16 protein-coding genes are annotated in these 18,689 nt (G+C 57.9%); 6 read left to right on the forward strand and 10 right to left on the reverse strand.

All coding sequences use genetic code 11. From position 1 onward, the window contains the following. Positions 1-67: 67 nt before the first annotated feature. The 3 genes from pheT to DWB63_RS14845 all read left to right on the forward strand — a co-directional run bounded on the left by pheT (position 68) and on the right by DWB63_RS14845 (position 5,064). Positions 68-2,467, forward strand: a complete 2,400-nt coding sequence (pheT, locus tag DWB63_RS14835; RefSeq protein ID WP_128329641.1) for a phenylalanine--tRNA ligase subunit beta — start codon at positions 68-70, stop codon at positions 2,465-2,467. 117 nt (positions 2,468-2,584) lie between these two features. Then, positions 2,585-2,893 (forward strand): MerR family transcriptional regulator, encoded by a 309-nt coding sequence (locus tag DWB63_RS14840; RefSeq protein WP_128329642.1) that lies wholly within the window; start codon positions 2,585-2,587, stop codon positions 2,891-2,893. Between the two features lie 26 nt (positions 2,894-2,919). Next, the gene (locus tag DWB63_RS14845; protein WP_128329643.1) at positions 2,920-5,064 is read left to right on the forward strand and encodes an AsmA family protein; all 2,145 of its coding nucleotides are present in this window, start codon (positions 2,920-2,922) and stop codon (positions 5,062-5,064) included. On the opposite strand, the gene DWB63_RS14850 is transcribed toward DWB63_RS14845, so the two are convergent. From DWB63_RS14850 to flgB, 7 genes are read right to left on the reverse strand one after another with little or no spacing between them, the layout of a single operon-like run. Further along, entirely contained in the window at positions 5,061-6,497 is a 1,437-nt protein-coding gene (locus DWB63_RS14850; protein ID WP_128329644.1) for a FliI/YscN family ATPase, read from the reverse strand. The two genes, DWB63_RS14845 and DWB63_RS14850, sit on opposite strands and share 4 nt — an antisense overlap. A gap of 2 nt (positions 6,498-6,499) precedes the next feature. Continuing rightward, positions 6,500-7,252, reverse strand: a complete 753-nt coding sequence (locus tag DWB63_RS14855) for a FliH/SctL family protein (protein ID WP_128329645.1) — start codon at positions 7,250-7,252, stop codon at positions 6,500-6,502. Continuing rightward, positions 7,239-8,237, reverse strand: a complete 999-nt coding sequence (gene fliG / locus DWB63_RS14860) for a flagellar motor switch protein FliG (protein ID WP_128329646.1) — start codon at positions 8,235-8,237, stop codon at positions 7,239-7,241. The genes DWB63_RS14855 and fliG overlap by 14 nt, the downstream gene beginning before the upstream one ends. A gap of 3 nt (positions 8,238-8,240) precedes the next feature. Next, positions 8,241-9,833 (reverse strand): flagellar basal-body MS-ring/collar protein FliF, encoded by a 1,593-nt coding sequence (gene fliF / locus DWB63_RS14865; RefSeq protein ID WP_128329647.1) that lies wholly within the window; start codon positions 9,831-9,833, stop codon positions 8,241-8,243. Positions 9,834-9,889: 56 nt separating this feature from the next. Continuing rightward, entirely contained in the window at positions 9,890-10,219 is a 330-nt protein-coding gene (gene fliE, locus DWB63_RS14870; protein WP_128329648.1) for a flagellar hook-basal body complex protein FliE, read from the reverse strand. An 18-nt stretch (positions 10,220-10,237) separates the two neighbouring features. Further along, on the reverse strand, positions 10,238-10,678 hold the full coding sequence (gene flgC / locus DWB63_RS14875) for a flagellar basal body rod protein FlgC (protein ID WP_128329649.1): 441 nt from the start codon (positions 10,676-10,678) through the stop codon (positions 10,238-10,240). Next, complete coding sequence (gene flgB, locus DWB63_RS14880) at positions 10,679-11,089, reverse strand: flagellar basal body rod protein FlgB (RefSeq protein ID WP_128329650.1); 411 nt, start codon at positions 11,087-11,089, stop codon at positions 10,679-10,681. It abuts the gene before it with no gap. A 431-nt stretch (positions 11,090-11,520) separates the two neighbouring features. Between flgB and DWB63_RS14885 the strand changes: the two genes are divergently transcribed. The 3 genes from DWB63_RS14885 (at position 11,521) to hflX (ending at position 14,931) form a co-directional block, all read left to right on the forward strand. After that, the gene (locus DWB63_RS14885) at positions 11,521-12,084 is read left to right on the forward strand and encodes a tetratricopeptide repeat protein (protein WP_128329651.1); all 564 of its coding nucleotides are present in this window, start codon (positions 11,521-11,523) and stop codon (positions 12,082-12,084) included. A gap of 377 nt (positions 12,085-12,461) precedes the next feature. Next, complete coding sequence (locus DWB63_RS14890) at positions 12,462-13,058, forward strand: IMP cyclohydrolase (RefSeq protein ID WP_128329652.1); 597 nt, start codon at positions 12,462-12,464, stop codon at positions 13,056-13,058. A gap of 265 nt (positions 13,059-13,323) precedes the next feature. After that, the gene (gene hflX / locus DWB63_RS14895) at positions 13,324-14,931 is read left to right on the forward strand and encodes a GTPase HflX (RefSeq protein ID WP_128329653.1); all 1,608 of its coding nucleotides are present in this window, start codon (positions 13,324-13,326) and stop codon (positions 14,929-14,931) included. A gap of 37 nt (positions 14,932-14,968) precedes the next feature. Here the strand turns inward: hflX and DWB63_RS14900 are convergent, their stop codons facing one another. From DWB63_RS14900 to DWB63_RS14910, 3 genes are all read right to left on the reverse strand, one after another. Beyond that, a complete protein-coding gene (locus tag DWB63_RS14900) occupies positions 14,969-15,931 on the reverse strand; it encodes a cation diffusion facilitator family transporter (RefSeq protein WP_128329654.1) in 963 nt (320 codons plus the stop codon). 4 nt (positions 15,932-15,935) lie between these two features. Further along, the gene (gene plsY / locus DWB63_RS14905) at positions 15,936-16,523 is read right to left on the reverse strand and encodes a glycerol-3-phosphate 1-O-acyltransferase PlsY (protein WP_128329655.1); all 588 of its coding nucleotides are present in this window, start codon (positions 16,521-16,523) and stop codon (positions 15,936-15,938) included. A 70-nt stretch (positions 16,524-16,593) separates the two neighbouring features. Then, on the reverse strand, positions 16,594-18,648 hold the full coding sequence (locus tag DWB63_RS14910; protein WP_128329656.1) for a ribonuclease catalytic domain-containing protein: 2,055 nt from the start codon (positions 18,646-18,648) through the stop codon (positions 16,594-16,596). Between the last annotated feature and the right edge of the window lie 41 nt (positions 18,649-18,689).

Below are 18,689 nucleotides of genomic sequence, written 5' to 3' on the forward strand. Positions count from 1 at the left end.
GGGGAGAGGGGAAGCCCTTTTCAAAGGGTTCCTCCTCTCCCCTTCCCCCGGCCGCCGGAGGCATTCAATGTTAGTTAGCTTGAATTGGTTGCGGGAGTTCGTCCCTTACGAAGGCGACATCCAGGTCCTTGGTGATAAACTGACCATGCTCGGCCTTGAGCTTGAAGGCATCTCCGATCCCTTCGAGAGCGTCAAGGACATCGTGGTCGGGCATGTTGTGGAACGTGAAACGCACCCCGAGTCGGACCATCTTTCGATCTGCACCGTGGACGTGGGCGGCCCCGAGACCCTGACCATCGTGTGCGGAGCGCCCAACGTGGCCAAGGGACAGAATGTTCCCGTGGCCATGGTCGGCAGCACCATGCCCGACGGTATGAAGATCAAGAAGGCCAAGCTGCGCGGCGTCAAGTCCATGGGCATGATCTGTTCCGAGCGCGAATTGGGTTTTTCCGAGGACCATGAGGGAATCTGGGTCCTGGACAACTCCTTCACGGCGGGCGACAAGCTTGTCGACGCACTCGCCTTGGAGCGCGTGGTCTTTGACTTCGACATCACGCCCAACCGGGCGGACTGCCTGTCCATACTCGGTTTTGCCCGCGAAACCGCACTTGCCTTTGACCTGCCCCTGACCATGCCTGAATTGAATCTTGTGGAATCCGGCCCCCAGGCCAGCGATGAAATCAAGATCCTCATTGACGATCCCGAACTGTGCCCGCTTTTCAACGGTCGCGTCATCCGTGGAGTGGAGACACGCAAGTCCCCGGACTGGATGCGCTTCAAGCTCCTGGCCCTGGGCCAGCGTCCCATTTCCAACATTGTTGACGTGACCAACTATATCATGTTCGAGCTGGGTCAGCCCATGCATTCGTACGACCTTGATCTCGTTGAGGACGCGACCCTTCGCGTGGCTCCGGCAACCGACGGAATGAAGTTCACCACCCTGGATGCCGTGGAGCGCACCCTGACCGCCAACGACCTGCTCATTTGGGACGGCAAGCGCCCCGTGGGTCTGGCCGGTGTCATGGGGGGGGCCAATACCGAGATGCATGCCGGTTCCACCAACGTCCTCCTGGAGGCCGCCATCTTCCGACCGGGCACCATCCGCAAGACCGCCCGACGCCTGTCCTTGCCGTCCGACGCCTCCTATCGTTTCGAGCGAGGCGTGGACCAGAAACTCAACCGCTTTTGCATCGACCGTGCGGCGCAACTCATGGCCGAGATTTCCGGCGGCACCGTGTCCAGGGGAGTGGTCACCAACGAGCCCAAGCCGTGGCAGGACCGTTCCCATGGCTATCGTCATGATCGCTGCATGTCCCTGCTCGGACTGGACCTTGAGCCGGAATATGCCAAGAAGGTTTTCACCCTGGAAGGGTGCACTGTGGACGACAGTGATCCGTCCAACTGGACCGTGGCTTCACCGTCCCACCGCCTTGACCTTGAGCGCGAAGTGGACCTGTACGAGGAAGTGGGGCGCGTCTACGGACTCGACCGCATCCCGGCAGTACTGCCGAAGGTGGCCAAGTCCCTGGATACGGAGAGTGGCATCAGCGAATACGCCTTTATCAAGCGCATCAAGACTTGGGGCGCGGGCGTGGGACTGAACGAGGCCATCAATTACAGCTTCGTGGGTTCCGATGACCTGGACCGCCTGCATCTTCCCGAAGAGGGCCGGGTGTTCATCGCCAATCCCCTTTCCGAGGATCAGAATGTCATGCGCACGGATCTGGCCCCGGGTCTGCTGAACACGCTCAAGAACAACCTGTCCCAGGGCAACAATCACGTCCGCATTTTCGAGGTGGCCAAGAAATTCGTTCGCGACGCCGACTCCGAGACAGAGACCCGAGAAAACGCCCGGCTGGGAATGCTTTTCTATGGTCAGCGCCACGCCGACGAGTGGCCCTGGGGCTCTGAGGATTCGGATTACCTGGACATCAAGGGCCATGTGGAACACCTCGTGGAGGATTGCCTCAAGCTGGAAATGCCCGTTTTCACCCTTGCACCGGAACACGCCTATCTGGAACCCTGCGTAGAGGTGACCATCGGCGGAACCTCATTGGGCTTCCTGGGCAAGGTCAAGGCGGATATGGCCGATTATTATCACGCCAGAAAGGACGTCTGGCTGGCCGATTTCGACCTCGATGCGTTGCGCGTCATGGTCGAGGCACACAAGATAGCCTTTACGGCCCTGCCGGTGTTTCCGCCCAGCCGTCGCGATGTAACTGTCATTGGTTCGGCAACGCTTCATGCGGACGCCATCAGACAGGTGATCCTTTCTGCGGGGGTGGCCATCCTCGAATCCGTGGAACTGGTGGCCGAGTTTGTTCCTGGAGGCCAGGAAGAGGAACGGAATCTTTCCTTCCGTCTGACTTACCGTTCGCCCGCCAAGACCCTGATGGACAAGCAGGTGGACAAGGAGCACAAAAAGGTGCTGGAAGCTTTGGAAAAGTCCTTGCCCGTCAGATTCTGAGTTTTGAGAGAACATCTTCAGAAAGCCCCGTTCCGTCAGGAGCGGGGCTTTCTGCTTTCGGATAAATCCTTGGGTAAACGTGTTGAATGCAGTGGCCCTATTTGATAGGCATAAGTGATGGAAGATTTACAGAGATTCAAAAGGTACAAGATTGGCCAGGCAGCCAAGGAGATCGGGGTCAAGACCTACGTGCTCCGGTTCTGGGAGGGGGAGTTCGACGAGATCGATCCCGTCCGGACCGAGAGCGGGCAGCGGCTCTACACCGAGGAGCACCTGGAAATCATTCGCGAGATCAAGCGTCTGCTCTATGACGAGGGCTTGACCATCGAAGGTGCCAAAAAGAAACTTCACAGTCGCGAGCACAGTGATATCCTCCTGGAAATTCGCGACGGACTTCAGGCGATAAAGCAGCTTCTGAACCGCTAACGAGCCAATCCCAGCAAGGGGCTACCATGAAAAAAATGCTTAAATACAGCGTCATAGGCATAGCCTTTGGCGCTATTCTTTTTGGGGCGGCTCTCGTTGTCTTTATCTCCACTGTGGACCCCAATCAGTATAAGGATCGTATTGCCGGGCTTGTGCTTGAAGAGACCGGTCGGACCCTGACGTTTGACGGTGATCTGGATGTGTTCGTATTTCCGCGTCTGGGCCTTTCCCTGGGTGGTCTGCATCTGAGCAACGCGGCGTCATTCGGTCCCAAGCCCATGATCTCGGTGGATTCGGCTCGTGTAAGCGTGCAGACCTTTCCCCTGTTCCTTGGCCGGGTCAAATTCGGAAAGCTTGAACTGGACGGCCTGGTCCTGAATATGGGCCGGGATGCCCAGGGCAGGGGCAACTGGGATGATCTGGTGGGCCGGAACAGTTCCGGGCAGTCTGAACAGGAGCAGCCCTTTTCCCTGGAAGTGGAGGGCGTCTCCATTACCAACGGCAGTCTGGAGTGGGATGACCGGATGTCGGATTCCCGGTTCATTCTGCGCGGCGTCACCGTCTCCACAGGCAAGATCGTCGAAGGCGCCCTGTTTCCTGTGGACCTGGCCCTTGCCTTCGAATGTCTGAATCCTGACGCCAAAGGCACGGTGTCCTTGAAGGGACAATCGTCAATCGACTTGAAAAATAGGGAATACGGCCACATGGACATGCACCTCGCATTGTCTGCCAGCGGCAAGGACATTCCCGGCGGCAAGGTCGATGCCCAGGGTTCCTTCAAGTTCCTGGCGTTGAATTTCAACAAGGAACACGCTCAGGTTACCGGCCTCGATTGTACTGCCTACGGGGCGACGATGCATCTTGACGGCACGCTGGAGGGGATCACCAAGGGCGTGAAAGCAGTGAGCGGCACCGTTACCCTGGATCCAGCCGACATCAAGAAACTTCTGGCCGCACTGGGTGGAAAACCGCCGGTTACGGCAGATGCATCGGCTTTGACACAAGTGGGCGGGACTGTGGTGGCCGATTTCAAGCCCGGGCACCTTGAGGTGAAGAGCCTTGAGGCTGACCTTGACGGTACCCGCATCGTGGGCAACGGGCGTGTGGACAGGGGGGAGAGCGGCCCGGTCTACTTTGCCCGTCTGGATGTCGGCTCCCTTGATTTGGACCGCTACCTGCCGCCCGCCCATGCTGGGAGCGCCACCGTTTCACACGATGAAGCCAAAGCCGGGATCATGGACGACACGCTCTTGCCGGTGGCGCAGCTCAAGCGGCTCAATCTGGATTTGGAGGCCAAGGCCGCGGAGCTGAAGCTCGGAGGAGCACGTTTCACCAAGGTGGTGACCGTGGTTGATTCAGGGAACGGCGTGGTCAAGATTGCGCCGTTGTCTGCTGAAGCCTATAGCGGCATCTTGGAGCTGTCGGCGACAATCAATGTCATGGGGAAAAGACCTGAGACGGAGTACAGGGTCTCCGTGGAAAAGTTGAATGTTGGGGCCTTGTCCAAAGATGTGGGAAATAAGGCGGAATATGCCGGTATTGCGGATTTTGCTTCTTCCGGCACTTGTCAGGGCAAACAGGCTCGAGCCATGCTTCAGACCTTGAACGGCACGCTTTCCTTCCATCTTGCCGACGGCATTTTTCCCGGAGTCGATCTGGCAAGAATGGCCAGGACAACCCACACGCACAAAAACAAAGAGGGCAAGGTGGAGGCTTCCGCCACCGATTCCACCGAGTTCGGCTCCATTGCCGGGACCGGAACCATCAAGGACGGCGTGGTGCACAATGACGATCTGGATGTCAAGGCTCCGGGCCTGCGTGCTGAAGGCCATGGTGCTGTATCTCTGGTCACCCGTGAAATCGACTATATGGTCAAGGCCAAGCTTGTGCCGCAGGCCGGAGGGCAGGGCGGTAAATCGTCCGAGGATCTTTTCGGCGTGCTGGTACCCATCCATGTGACTGGCTCATTGGATCATCCGTATTACTGGGTGTCCGTGAAGGAATATGTCAAGGCATTGGGCGGTGTGGTCATCGGTACGGTGGGAAGCGTGTTCAGCGGGGTGAAGAGTGTGGTCAAGGGCGTTGGGTCTGTCCTGGATGAGAGCTGCTGTGAGGATGCGCCCGGAGCCGGGAAATCGTCCAAGAAAAGCGGGTTCCTGGGAATATTCTAGCGGGCCTTGAGCTTCATGTTGCCAGGGGGCGGAACGTTTTTCTTGGCGTTCTGTCTGTTCAATTGCTGGTTGAGTTTCGGCTTCGGCTGCTGGTTGGGCATCGGTTTGCCCTGTGACGCGGCTGATTGGTCGTCGGCGACCAGCTCGTGCATGGATTGGAATGCCCCGTCCAGGGTTTCCTGTTCAACCACCAGTTGACGGAGAAAATTGTTGATGGGTCCGACCATGGAGATGGCCTTGTCCACTTCCATATTGGCCCCTTTTTGGTACGCGCCGATGTTGACCATGTCCTCCACCCGTTTGAAGGTGGCCATGTGCCGGAGCAGGGCGCGACCGTCCTCCTGGGCCTGCTTGGTGGTGATGTCGCTGCGAAGACGGCTGATGGACTTGAGCACGTCGATGGCCGGGTAATGACCCAGGTCGGCCAGTTCGCGTGTCAGGACGATATGTCCGTCCAGGATGGAACGGGTGGAGTCCGCAATGGGTTCCGTGAAGTCGTCGCCGTCCACCAGGACGGTGTAGATGCCGGTGATGGACCCCTTCCGGCTTTTGCCCGCGCGCTCCAGGAGTTGGGGCAGTTGGGCGAAGACCGATGGAGTGTAGCCGCCGCGGGTGGGAGGCTCCCCGGCTGCCAGTCCGACCTCCCGGCCCGCCATGGCGAAACGGGTGACCGAGTCCATCATCAGCAGTACGTCCTTGCCCTGATCCCGGAAAAATTCGGCGATGGCTGTGGCTGCGAAAGCTGCACGCATTCGGATGAGCGGGCTTTTGTCCGAGGTGGCGACCACGAGTACGCTGCGGGACATGCCTTCGGGACCGAGGTCGCGCTCCATGAATTCCACCACTTCTCTGCCGCGTTCGCCCACCAGGGCAATGACGTTGATGTCCGCCTTGGTATAGCGGGCCATCATGCCGAGCGTGGTGGATTTGCCGACGCCGGAACCGGCCATGATGCCGACGCGTTGTCCTTTGCCGAGGGTCAGAAGAGAGTTCACGGAACGGATGCCCACGTCCAGCGGTTCGTCGATGCGGGGCCGTTCCAGCGGGTTGGGCGGTTCCCTGTGCAGGGGGACGAAGGTATCGGGGTGGATGGCGCCCTTGCCGTCCAGGGGCGCACCAAAGGCGTCCACGGCTCGGCCGAGCATGGCCTGGCCCACAGGTACGTGGGGCGGCGTGGCCGCGTTCTGGATAAGGCTGCCGGGACCGATGCCGCGCATGTTCGAGTAGGGCATGAACAGGCAGGCACCGTCGCGGAATCCGACCACTTCAGCGGCAATGGGGTCGTGACCGGGAGGCATGAGATAACAGACCGAGCCGAGCGGTGCCTTGATGCCGTGTCCTTCGGCGATGAGGCCGACCACCTTGGTGACCTTGCCGAAGGTTTGGCAGGGGTCCAGGTCTTCGAGCAGGCCGAGTCTCGACTCCGTGCCCATGATCACGCCTCGGGATCGGCAGCCGTGATCTGCTCGGCCAGTTGATCGAAAAGGGGTTCTACGCTCTTCCAGCGGGTGTCAATGGTGTTGTCCACCTTGCCCCCGGCCGCTTCCACGACCACGCCGCCGGATTGGATGGTGGGGTCGCCCTTGACGGTCCAATACTTGAGGGCTGAATTGCGCTCCTGAATGGTGCGGATGAATTCTTCGAGTTCGGCAACCTCATCCGGGCTGCACCTGATTTCCAGTTGCCGCTGGGCTTCGATGCGGTCCAGGGCTTCGCGCATCAGGGCCTCCAGTGAAGCGGTGCGTTTCTCATCCAACTCCACCTTGAGGGTTTTGCTGACGGCCAGTTTGATCAGGCCGATGATATCCTGGCGGCGGTCTTCGAAAATGGTGTTTCCCTGTGCCCCGAGTTGGGCCAGCAGGTTTTCGGCCTGGGTCGAGATGTCCTTGATATGCTGGTCCACGGTCTCCTGAGCCTGGGCCAATCCTTCGGCATACCCGTCGTGTTTGGCAGTGGCGCGCAGCGCTTCGGCTTCAAGCTCCGCCAGCATCTTGATTTCCTTGGCCGCTTCCCTGGCTTTTTCCTTGACGCGATTCAGGTATTCGTCATTGGTGGCAGCGTCCCAAATAAGCTGCCGCTTGCCTTCGATTTCCTGAATGGTCATCTCGTCCGGACCGGGCGAACCCATGCCGATGACGACCTTTCCGGTCAGTTGCGCGCGGTTCAAGACGTGTTTAGACAAAGACATCGCTACCGCCTCGGCTTATGACGATCTTGCCCTCGTCCTCCAGTCGGCGGACGGTCTTGACGATGGACTGCTGGGCTGCTTCCACTTCACTGAGCTTCTTGGGCGGCATGATTTCCAGGTCTTCCTTGATCATTGCGGAGGCGCGTTCCGACAGGTTCTTGAAGAACTTGTCGCGCAGGTCTTCGCTCGCACCCTTGAGGGCCACGGTGAGGTCTTCGTTGGAGACCTCCTTGAGCAGCTCGCGGATGGCTATGTCGTCGACACCCTTGACGTCCTCGAACACGAACATGAGGTTTCGGATGTCCTCGGCCATTTGGGTGGATTCTTCTTCGATCTCGGAGAGAACTTCTTCTTCGGTATTGCGGTCCACGGCGTTGAGAATTTCTGCAACAGCGTTGACGCCGCCGACCTTCTTGCCTTCCTTGCCGCCCATGGCAATGAGCTGGCTTTGCAGAACCTTGTCGACTTCCATGAGCATCTCCTCTGCAACGGCTTCCAGTTTGGCCAGGCGCATGAGCACCTCTGCACGGACGCCTGCCGGGAGGTTCTGAATGAGTTCGGCTGCCTGATCCGGGTGCAGGTGCCCGAGAATGAGCGCCAGGGTCTGGGGATGTTCGTTTCGCAGTATCTGGGCCAGGATGCGCGGGCTGACGTTTTGCAGTTCCTGGAAGGGAGTGGGGCCGGTGTCGATATCCAGGGAATCCATGATGTACTTGGCGGTTTCGGCGTCCAGGGACTGAATGAGCATGCGTTTGACCTGTTCGGGACCGCCCACCAGGAGGTCTGCACCATAGGTCAGGGCCTCGTTGTACTCCTTGAGTACCTGGAGCACTTCTTCCTTGGGCACGGAATCCGTGTCGAGCATGGCTTTGGATACGGCCGCAATCTCGTTGCGTTCCATTCGCTTGAACACTTCCCCCGTGAACTTCTCGCCAAGGGCAAGGAGTACAATGGCCGTTTTCTGAGGTCCGGAGAAATCTGCCATGGTCTAAGCCTCCTGGGTCAGCCAGGTTCTGAGCAGATGCACTGCCTGGTCAATATTGTCGTCGGACAGTTGGATTGCATGGTTCTTGGCATTCTCCAAGCGTCTTGATGCGTCCATGGCTTCCTCGTCCATATCATCTTCTTCCAGAGCCAGCCGTTCCGAACCGGGCAGGCCAGCCATTTCCTCGATCTCCTGTTCGGCAACACGCGGCCGGATAAGGGCCATGATCACCGGGCGGACGACCAGAATGAGGAAGAGGAAGATCAGCAGACCGTTGAGGAACGGCTTGCCCAGACGTTGGGCATATTCCAACATGGTCCGCATCAGGGAATCGGCATCGGCCAACTGGGGCTCGCCGAAGGAGATGTTGCTCACTTCAATGGTGTCACCGCGAGCTTCGTCAAAACCGACAGCGTTGGCGATCAATGTCCGGATGCGTTCGATATCCTCGGCCGAGCGAGGCACGTATACCGATTCACCGTCTGCGTTGGTTTCCCATGTTCCATCCACGATAACCGCAACGGTCAACCTTTTCAACTCTCCCATGGGGGTTATGATGGATTCTTCCTGCTTGTTGATCTCGAAGTTGGTGGTCCGGGATTCACGGGTGGAATCCTGGGTGGTCCGGGTGCCGGTAAAACCATCGCCGCGGAAGTTGGCGTCAGGTTCGCCTCCGGCCAGGGAGGCCGCGCCAGCAGTGGTTTCTTCGTTCCTGGTCTCGGAGCGGACAACGGAACCGTCGGGGTCGAACACTTCCTTGCGCACGGTGCGTTGGCTGAAATCGAGGTCGGTATTGACGCGGGCAATGACCTTTTCCGGTCCCACGGCCGGTCCGAGCAGTTCAAGGATGCGTCTTTGCAGCTTGGCTTCGACTTCGGCCTTGTACTCAAGCTGCGTATTTGACATGGCCATGCCGCTTGCTTCGTCTTCAGGGGTGTACAGGGGGCGTCCCTTCATGTCGGTGACGGTAATGGACTTTGGTTCCAGCCCTTCGACCGCCATGGAAACCAGGTTGACGATGCCCTGTGTCTCTTCGGCGCCGAGTTTGCCGTTATCCTTGAGTTGGAGAACGATGGATGCCGACGGGGAAATCTGATCCTCGATGAAAAGTGATTTTTGCGGGATGACGAGGTGGACCCTGGCCTTTTCGACCATGGGAAATTCGGTGATGGTGCGGGCCAGTTCGCCTTGGAGCGCACGCTGGTAGTTGATGTGCTGGACAAAATCGGTCTGGCCGATCTGCACATTGTCGAAGATTTCGAAACCGACGCCCTGGCCGTGAAGGTTGCCTTCACCGGCAACCTTGAGCCTGAGTTCATACACCCGGCCGGCCGGAACCTTGATGGTCTGGCCGTTGTTTTCGAGGACGTAATCCTCTTTGTCGGCCTGGAGCATGGCCACGATCCTGGACGCGTCCTCGGGGTAGAGGTTGGTCATCAGGACCTTGTAGTCGGGTTTGTTCATCCAGTAGATCATGAGCGCAAAAGACATGACCACGGCGACAGACAATCCGGCCATGAGTATGCGCTGTGACGTGGTACGGTCGGACCAGAATCCATGAACCTTGGATAAATATTCGGCGACGAACGGAGGCATGTTCTCTCTCCCGCAGCTAATTCGTTTTGCTTGTTACTCTTCGTTGAAAAACGCGACTAGAACGGCATCTGCATGATCTCTTTGTACGAGGTCATGATTTTGCTCCGGATCGCACCGGTCATTTGCATGGCCATTCCGGCCTTCTGCATGGTGATCATCAATTCGTGCACATTCTGGGTCTTTCCCGATGCGAATTCCTCGATCATCACCTTTTTTTCAGACTGCAGATCGTTGACCTTCTCCAGGGATGACTTCAGGGTTTGGTCGAATCCGTTAACAGGTTCCTGCGGTTTCCTGAGGCTGTCCGACACCGTGGATTCCACTGAACGGCGGCGGAGGTCCATGGCACTCTGATAGGCATTGATGGCGACGCTTTTGATAACCATTTACTCTTCTCCTTGTCCTTAACCCAAACCGATCTGAAGGGCCTTCTGGAACATGCGCTTGGCGGCCTCGATGGTTTGCACGTTGGCCTCGTATCCGCGCATGGCCTGCATCATGTTGGCCATTTCCTCGACAACGTTGATGTCGGGGTAAGTGACATAGCCCTGGTCGTTGGCATCGGGGTGGCTCGGGTCATAGACCTGCTGGAAGGGACGTTGGTCGGCGGTCACGCCGAGTACCTTGACACCTTCCAGGTTGCGGTTGAGCTGCTCTTGCATGGCCGAGTCAAAGGGAGAATAGACCGGAGTTGCTTCAAAAGAGACCGACTTGCGCTGATATGGGCCGCCGTCAGTGGTTTTGGTGGTCCGGATGTTGGCCATGTTCATGGAAATAACGTTGAGCTGGGCGCGTTGGGCCGTGAGGCCGGATGCGCTGATGTCCATTGCGGTCATGAAGTCCATTTACTTGCTCCCTTCTTGAATGACCTTGTTCATCCCGTCGAAACTCTTTTTGATGACTGAGGCAAGGGCGTTGTACATCATGGTGTTCTTGGCGTTGGTCGCCATTTCCTTGTCGAGATTCACCGAGTCCTGGCCGTAGATTTCCCGTGCCTTGAAGTCCTGAAGTCCCTCACCGGCGAAACCGGTGGGATCGAATGTCGAGGGGAGGTGGGACGGTGCGGTGCGGGTCATTTTTCCCAGTGCGTTCTGATTGAGCGCATCCTGCATTTTCTCCTCGAATTCAAGCCTGCGCGCTTTGTACCCAGGGGTATTCACGTTGGCGATGTTGCCTGTGACGATATTTTGACGTTGCAGCCTCAGGTCCATGACCTTGGCCGTTACGTCGAGTTGGCTTTCGAAAAGCTGTCGCATGCCTTTATCCTCCTACGTTCTCTGCGATAATTCGGTTCCCGGCGGGTATGGTTTTCCGTCGGGTTCGAAGAAGGATAAGCAACTCTCGTTCCAATTTAATAACCAGCTTGATTGTATGACTTTTGCCGTTTTCAAAACAAAACGGCGTCAACGGTATGGCTGGCGTCGGCTGGAGGCTGGAATCGTGCTTGGGCGGGCGGTAGAATCTTCCTGATCACCAGGGTTTCTTTGATGTGGAAGGCTCTCATCATTTAATGAGTGTATGATATAAGGTGTGTTTTATCAATATGTTGCGTGCTTCTATTCGGTCTTCTGGGACGATGTTCATGATTCGTTGGCACACCGATTGCTAGATCATTGTCGGCCAAGAGTGGCCATGGAGATATTTTCTGCCCGGCCCTCCGGGTGAAGGAGACATGGAGGGGAACAATATGAGTGGTCATCTGGATTACGAAATCAACAAGGAACTCGGTGAATGCTACCTGTTCATGGGTGAGCTGGACAAGGCTGAAGAATACTACAAGAAAGCCGTCAGCTCCAATGGCGTTCATCCGGACCCGTACATCGGCCTTGCAACCGTTGCGGTTCAGCGCGGCGAATTGGAAAGTGCCGAAACAATGTACAAGAAGGCGCACAAGATCGAGCCTTCCGACAAGAGTCTTTCCGGAATCGGACTCATCAGGATGGAAAACGGTGAAAAGGAAGAAGCACATTCCCTGTTCGTCGAAGCCATCAAGATGAATCCCGAGAACATGGTCGCCCTGTTCAGCCTGATCAGGCTCGGCCATGAACTGGACCGCATAAGCGAAACCATTCCGCATCTCGAGGCATACCTCGAAATCGATCCGGCCAAGCACGAAGTGCGTTATTCCCTGGCCGGATGTCTCGCTTGCATAGAGCAGATGGGCGCAGCCGTGGAACAGCTCGAGAAGATTCTCGAGATGAACCCCGAGCACGAAGGCGCCAGGGAAATGCTCGAACAGTTCCAGTCTTAACAACGGTCTCCCCTCCCCGTTGATTTCCCGTCCTGTCACGCGTAACGGCGGCAGGGCGGGGAATCAGCCTCTGGAAGGGTGGCCATAGCGCATACCTTTCGCGTCAAGTGAAGTGTCGACTGACCGGTCGGCAAGACCTTATGCCGGTGGTATGCTGCGAGAAAAGCAACACCTCGTGTAGGAAGACTGCGCGTCGGTCTTGTTGTCTTTTTTGCGTTTCGCAGACGCAAGTATTTGAACAAGCATCCCTTTGTGTGCAACTGGGGAATCCTTTCCTGGCGGCGGAATGCGGTCGGGCTGAAAAGCCCTTGTATCGCGTTCTTGCTATCCTCCGGCAAATCTGGCAGAGCCTCTCAAAACATCAAGAGAGGTCTGCGATGAACCTGTTGCCCGTTAGAAGAGCAATTCTTTCCGTTACCGATAAAACCGGTCTGGCCGAGTTCGGCAAGTTCCTGACCGAGAACGGCTGTGAACTGGTGTCCACCGGCGGCACCAAGAAAATGTTGCAGGAAGCGGGACTGCCCGTGACTTCGGTCTCCGATGTCACCGACTTTCCGGAAATCCTCGGCGGTCGGGTCAAGACGCTGCATCCGCACATTCATGGCGGTATCCTGGCCGACAAGGACGATGAAGGCCACATGGAGACCCTGCGCGAGTTCGGTATAGAACCGTTCGATCTCATTTGCGTCAATCTCTACAATTTCGCCGATGCTGTTGCCAAGGGATTGGACCTCAAGGCTGCGGTCGAGCAGATCGACATCGGCGGCCCCACCATGTTGCGCGCCACTGCCAAGAACTTCCATTCCATCTGCGTGGTTCCTGATCCTCAGTACTACCCGGTCGTGATGAAGGAGATCGAGGAAAATGGCGGGATTTCCCTTGAATTTCGTAAGAATATGGCTGCATTGACCTTCAAGCTGGTCAGTGAATATGACGCCATGATCACCAAATATCTGAGTGAAAACGAAGCCTAGTTTAGTTTTCAGACCCGGTTTGCGATAGTGCCCATCCGTACATTTTTCGGGCTTTGTTTCATCCTCACCGAAGCTGGCCTGCGCCTCCGGTGAAACTTCGCCCGGGGAAATGTACACCTGATCCATTCTCCCAAGTCTCGTAGCGTCCGGGACATTTGGAAGAGGGGATGCTTTTGCGGTTGGAATTGGTTATTCATGTTCGGAACAGCAATACAATAATACGGAGCAAATCATAGCCCTCAAACCCCAAGGCAACCTGCAAGGATTGAAGCCGAGCCAGATAAAGCGGCTTTCGCGTCTCTATCAGCGCCAGTACCCCACCGATGAGTGCTACACCAACGAGCAGGCCCGTGAGCTTGCCGAGGTGTCCGCCGAAATGGGCCGCCAACTCGCTTTGCTTATTGATCGCCAAGGCAAGGTTGCCATGGTGCTGGTGGGCGACAACCGCTCCATCTACATCCCGGAACTGCCGCGTTCGCGCATGGCTTCGGACCGCTTGCGCGGGCTGCGTCTGCTTCATACGCATCTGTCCGGCGAAGATTTGAGCCAGGAAGACCTCATGGACATGGTTTTTCTGCGTCTTGATTCCGTTGCGGCTCTGACCGTAAAGGAAGGCTTTCCCGAAACGGTCCAGGCGGCGCACCTGCTCCCTCCCAACCCGGACGAAAAAAGTTACGAAGTCTTTGCTCCTGTCCGTTGGGACCGGTTTGATCTCGATCTCGGGGCCATTGTCTCGGCCCTGGAGGACGAATTCGGTCGCCAGATAGACGGCCTGGGCACCGGGTCGGACGAAAACCGCGTGCTGCTGGTCAGTGTGGACAATACCTCCCGCGAGGTGCAGGAATTGTCGATGGAAGAGCTGGCCGAACTGGCTGACACCGCCGGTCTGGTGGCTGCGGGAACCATGATCCAGCGGGTGCGCAAGCATAACCCAAAATTCATCATGGGCAAGGGCAAGCTGGCCGATCTGGAAGTGCGCGCACTCCAGGCCAACGCGTCCATCATCATCTTTGACCAGGAGCTCTCACCCACCCAGATCCGCAACCTGGCCGAGGTGACCGAGCGCAAGATTCTCGACCGGACCCAACTTATTCTGGATATCTTTGCCCAGCACGCCACCAGCAAATCAGGCAAGCTTCAGGTGGAAATGGCGCAGCTCAAGTACACCCTGCCGCGTTTGGTCGGAAAGAATCGGGCCATGTCGAGGCTCATGGGCGGCATCGGCGGACGCGGTCCCGGCGAAACCAAACTCGAAATTGATCGTCGCCGGGCCAACGACCGCTTGACGCGATTGAAAAAGGAACTCGGAGAAGTCCGAAAGCGCCGTACCCAGACCCGGGAGCGGCGGGCCAAGGCAGGCCTGCCCATAGTCTCTCTGGTGGGGTACACCAACGCGGGCAAATCCACGGTGCTCAACACCCTGACGCAGTCCAAAGTCCTGGCCGAGGACAAGCTTTTCGCCACCCTGGACCCCACCAGCCGCCGTATCCGCTTTCCCCAGGAACGCGAGGTGGTGCTCACTGATACCGTGGGATTCATCCGCCGTCTGCCGCCCGATCTCAAGGAGGCGTTCCAGGCCACCCTGGAGGAGCTGGATTCAGCCGATCTGCTGGTGCTCGTGTGCGATGCCTCGCACCCTGAGGTGGAGGAGCAGGTGGAGGCGGTACGCGCCATCTTGCAGGATATGGAATTGTCGGAAATCCCGACTATTCTTGTTCTCAACAAGTGGGACAAGCTCGATGAGGAAGGCCGTGCGGCCATGCGTAACGTCTATCCTGAGGGCATCCCTGCCTCAGCCGTGGATCGCTCTACTTTGGAGCCGGTGGTGCAGGCCATTCTGGAGAACATTCCCTGGGAGAAGCAGGGTAGTTAGCCTTTTTCGGCAGTGAGGGGATGGTTTGAGATCCTGATCAGTCGTCTTTTCGCTTGCGCTTGACCGCTGCGCATTGGCCACCCAGGGAGGCCGCGCATTCTCCGCCCACATTTTTCCCGTCATAGGACGTTTCGCATTCCAACGGTTCCACATGGATGGTCACTTCCGCACGGCTCAGCTTCGACTGGATCAACTCTTCGATCAGTTCGCACAGGTCGTGGGATTGCCTAACGGACATGGTGCCGGGCACAAGCAGGTGGAAGTCGATGAACCGCTTGGGGCCAGACTTGCGGGTGCGCAGGCCGTGGAAGCTCGAGTCATGACCGGTGTAGCTCGCAATGGCCTTGGCGATGATCTCCAGTTCTTCTTCCGGCAGGGCGTCGTCCATGAGACCGCCCACGGACCGCCTGATCAGGCTTACCCCGGTAAAGACAATGTTGCCGGCCATGACGAGGGCGATGATCGGGTCCAGAATCTTCCATTGGGGCATGACGATGATGATTGACAGGCCCGCCACCAGACCCACCGAGGTCCACACGTCCGTGAGCAGGTGCCGAGCGTCCGCCTCCAGGGTGATGGAATCGAATCTGCTGGCAGCCTTGAGCATGACCTTGGCCGTGACGAAATTTATCACGGACGAGATCAGGGCCAGGACGAGGCCCGGTCCGAGGTTGGTCAGCTCTTGCGGGGAAAGGAATCGGTGGATCGCTGTATAGCCGATGGCGAAGGCGGCCACGATGATGAGTACGCCTTCGATACTGCTTGAAAAATATTCAGCCTTGCCGTGACCATAGGCGTGGTCGGAGTCGGCCGGGCGCATGGAGATGGTAATGGCGGTCAGGGCCAGAACGCCCGCCGTGAGATTGACCAGGGATTCCGTGGCATCGGAGAGCAGTCCCACCGAGTCGGTCATACTCCATGCACCGAACTTGAGAGTCAGGGTCAGGATGGAGGCCCCTATGGAGTATATGGCGTATCTTTTGGGAGAGTCGCCGATCATGGGGTTATTCCTTTTTGAGCCAGGGGTTTTCCTCGCCTCTTGCCAGGCGGCGGATGTTATCCTTGTGCCGCCAGAACAGGATGACCATGACGATGAGTGCCACGGGCACGGTGCCGAAGTGGCCGGTCAGGGCCGTGAACACGGGCAGGGCCAGGGCGAGGGTCAGTGATCCCATGGAAACATGACCGGACAGCCAGACCACGCCCAGACAGAGGATTCCGGAAAGAGCGGCGGCCCATGGAGCCAGGGCGAAGAACACTCCAACGGTGGTGGCGACGGCCTTGCCTCCCTTGAAATGCATGAAGCAGGAAAAGATGTGGCCGAGGATCGCGGCCAGGCCCACCAGGCTCAGCGCCATGTCGGATTCGATCCATGCAGCGGCAAAGATCACGGGCAGAAATCCCTTGAATACGTCCATGACCAGGGTGGCGATACCGTATTTGGTTCCGCACAGTCGGGCAACGTTGGTGGCGCCGGTGTTCTTGCTGCCGTCAAGGCGCGGATCAATGCTGCACAGGGTTTTGGCAATGACCAGCCCGAAGGGAATGGAGCCGAGGACATAGGCAAGCGCGGCCCAGAAAATGAAAATCATTATGGTTTCTCCTGAATAATCACAGTATGTGCATGATACTATCGGTTTTGCCGAAAGATGAAAAGCACGGTTATTCTTCCAGCGCCTGGCTCAGTCTGATTTCGTTGGTCAGCGGGTCTATGCGGGAAAAGTTGATCTGGAACCGCTGACCGGGATAGAGCTTGTCTCCGAGCAGTTTTTTGGGCGTGCGGACATTGACCTGCAGGTGCGGCATGGCCAGGGTCGCCATGGGACCTGTTTCCTCCACCAGCACGGCGGACTGAAACGTTTTGCGCTGTTTGGCGAGGTAGACGAGTTTCCAGTACCGGGGGCGGAACCGCTGCACCGTGCTGACTGCCTGGATGCGCATGTTCAGGTGGATGATGAGCTGGTCGAGTTCGTCTTTGTCCAGGCGGGGCGTTCCGGTGGAAAGGAAGGAACAGACCTGGGCCATGTTGATGAAATCGGTATAGCGCCTGAGCGGTGAGGTTATGGGGGCGTAAGCCGGAACGCCGAGAGCTGCGTGCCTTTTGGGATTGGTCTCCAGGGTCGGGGGCAGGAGCAGCTTGACCGTCCGCAGGATATCGGCCGGTTCGGTGAAGATGCCTGCGGATTCCTGGGGCAGGGCGATGTCCTGGGTGCGGTGCAACAGGGGAACCCCGTTGTCGCGGGCCCAGAGAGCCATGCCGGAGTTGGCCAGGATCATGAATTCGCTGATGACCAGTTCGGAACGCAGGCAGGGTTCCTTGAGGCTGATGTCGACCATGTCGTCAGCCCCGTCTTTCGTCACCGTGACGATGGGCTCGGGCTTGCGGATGACGCAGGCGCCGGACTCGATGCGGCGGGCAATGAGTTGCTCGGCAAGTTGGTGGGCGAGCTCCAGGGATGCATCGGTGCCGTTCGCAATGGCCGCGTCCGCATCTTCGTAGGTGATATTGGCCGCGACCTTGATCCAGGCCATGCGCGGCTGCACCGAAGCCAGGGTGCCGTCGCTCTCCATGAAGAAGTCGGCAATCATGGCCGGTCTTGTTTCGCCCGCCAGCAGGCTGTAGAGGCCGGTGCCCAATTGTTCGGGCATCATGTGACTGGTGCCTTCGGGCAGATAAAGGCTGGTGGCGCGGTGCATGACCGCCTTGTCCAGCCTGGACCCGAACTGCCAATGCGCATCGGGCCGGGCCAGGGCAATGGAAAGCTTGTAGCCGGAACCATGTTTTTCGATGCGCAGGGCATCATCGATGTCGCGGGTGGTGATGGCGTCTATGGAAAGGAAATCTTCCAGTTCGGGGGCGGCAAGTTGATTGGAAAAGTTGTTTTCTATTTCGCGTATTTCATTGGAAAACGATTCCGACCATTGATTCCCCCACTGGAAGTCCGCCTCATCCAGGTGGTGGTTGTGGTGGGGCGGCAGGATGCCCCATGTCTGGGCCAGAAGCAGGGCGAGATGGGGCAGGTCGGGCAGTCCCTTGCTGATGGCCGTCCATATCTTGCGCTCGTTCTCGTCCAGGGTCTCGCCGACCTTGCGCCTGAGAATTTGGGCCAGGCTCTTCTCCAACTCCGGCTCAAGGGCCGGAAGCCTGGGTTTTCTCCCCTGATTGTATGCGGCCAGGAGTTCCTGGAGCAAGGCAAGGCCTGCCGAGGTGACGGCTTCCCGTTCCTTCTCCTCGGCCTTCTCAAACAGCTTGAGTTCGACTTTTTCAGCAGACCAGATTTCGAAATCCGGCGGACGGAATTTAAAGTGGGTCTTGGCCTGGAGCATGGCCCGGCCCAGTGCGGCCAGTTGGTCTGCATCCGGCTCTTCCCAGAGCAGTCCGGCGAACCAGTGCAGGGGGGCGGATTCCATTTCGCCCTGGGCCAGTTCCCACAACTCCATGACATTGAGCCCGGCCTGGATCTCTCCGCGGGCTTCCTGGCGCTCGTTAAGCGCGTTCTGGATGTCCTGGCGCGATGAATCTGGCGACAGGATCGGTCCGTGCCACGGCAGAAGGCGGGCCGCGGGCAGCTTCATCTCGCGCTTGTTGATGGTCAGCAGCCGGAGTTTGCCCGATGCTTCCTCAAGCACCCAGGCGAGTTGGGGCTGGTCGCCGTGCATGAATTCCACTACCGTGCCGGGACGGATTATGGAGCCGAAAGTGGTTGTTTTTGCCATGTATGCTACTAATGTTTTTATCGTTATGATAACGAGTTGAC

Source organism: Pseudodesulfovibrio sp. S3 (genome assembly GCF_004025585.1).
In the GTDB taxonomy this organism is placed as follows: Bacteria; Desulfobacterota; Desulfovibrionia; order Desulfovibrionales; family Desulfovibrionaceae; genus Pseudodesulfovibrio.

What these genes read in the sequence shown, in the direction of transcription:
- DWB63_RS14910 (WP_128329656.1), bottom strand. Translation starts at nt 18,648, where the DNA reads ATGGCAAAAACAACCACTTTCGGCTCCATAATCCGTCCCGGCACGGTA.
- DWB63_RS14900 (WP_128329654.1), bottom strand. Translation starts at nt 15,931, where the DNA reads ATGATCGGCGACTCTCCCAAAAGATACGCCATATACTCCATAGGGGCC.
- fliF (WP_128329647.1), bottom strand. Translation starts at nt 9,833, where the DNA reads ATGCCTCCGTTCGTCGCCGAATATTTATCCAAGGTTCATGGATTCTGG.
- DWB63_RS14845 (WP_128329643.1), top strand. Translation starts at nt 2,920, where the DNA reads ATGAAAAAAATGCTTAAATACAGCGTCATAGGCATAGCCTTTGGCGCT.
- DWB63_RS14885 (WP_128329651.1), top strand. Translation starts at nt 11,521, where the DNA reads ATGAGTGGTCATCTGGATTACGAAATCAACAAGGAACTCGGTGAATGC.
- DWB63_RS14850 (WP_128329644.1), bottom strand. Translation starts at nt 6,497, where the DNA reads ATGGGCACGGAGTCGAGACTCGGCCTGCTCGAAGACCTGGACCCCTGC.
- fliE (WP_128329648.1), bottom strand. Translation starts at nt 10,219, where the DNA reads ATGGTTATCAAAAGCGTCGCCATCAATGCCTATCAGAGTGCCATGGAC.
- plsY (WP_128329655.1), bottom strand. Translation starts at nt 16,523, where the DNA reads ATGATTTTCATTTTCTGGGCCGCGCTTGCCTATGTCCTCGGCTCCATT.
- DWB63_RS14890 (WP_128329652.1), top strand. Translation starts at nt 12,462, where the DNA reads ATGAACCTGTTGCCCGTTAGAAGAGCAATTCTTTCCGTTACCGATAAA.
- flgC (WP_128329649.1), bottom strand. Translation starts at nt 10,678, where the DNA reads ATGGACTTCATGACCGCAATGGACATCAGCGCATCCGGCCTCACGGCC.
- DWB63_RS14840 (WP_128329642.1), top strand. Translation starts at nt 2,585, where the DNA reads ATGGAAGATTTACAGAGATTCAAAAGGTACAAGATTGGCCAGGCAGCC.
- pheT (WP_128329641.1), top strand. Translation starts at nt 68, where the DNA reads ATGTTAGTTAGCTTGAATTGGTTGCGGGAGTTCGTCCCTTACGAAGGC.
- fliG (WP_128329646.1), bottom strand. Translation starts at nt 8,237, where the DNA reads ATGGCAGATTTCTCCGGACCTCAGAAAACGGCCATTGTACTCCTTGCC.
- DWB63_RS14855 (WP_128329645.1), bottom strand. Translation starts at nt 7,252, where the DNA reads ATGTCTTTGTCTAAACACGTCTTGAACCGCGCGCAACTGACCGGAAAG.
- flgB (WP_128329650.1), bottom strand. Translation starts at nt 11,089, where the DNA reads ATGCGACAGCTTTTCGAAAGCCAACTCGACGTAACGGCCAAGGTCATG.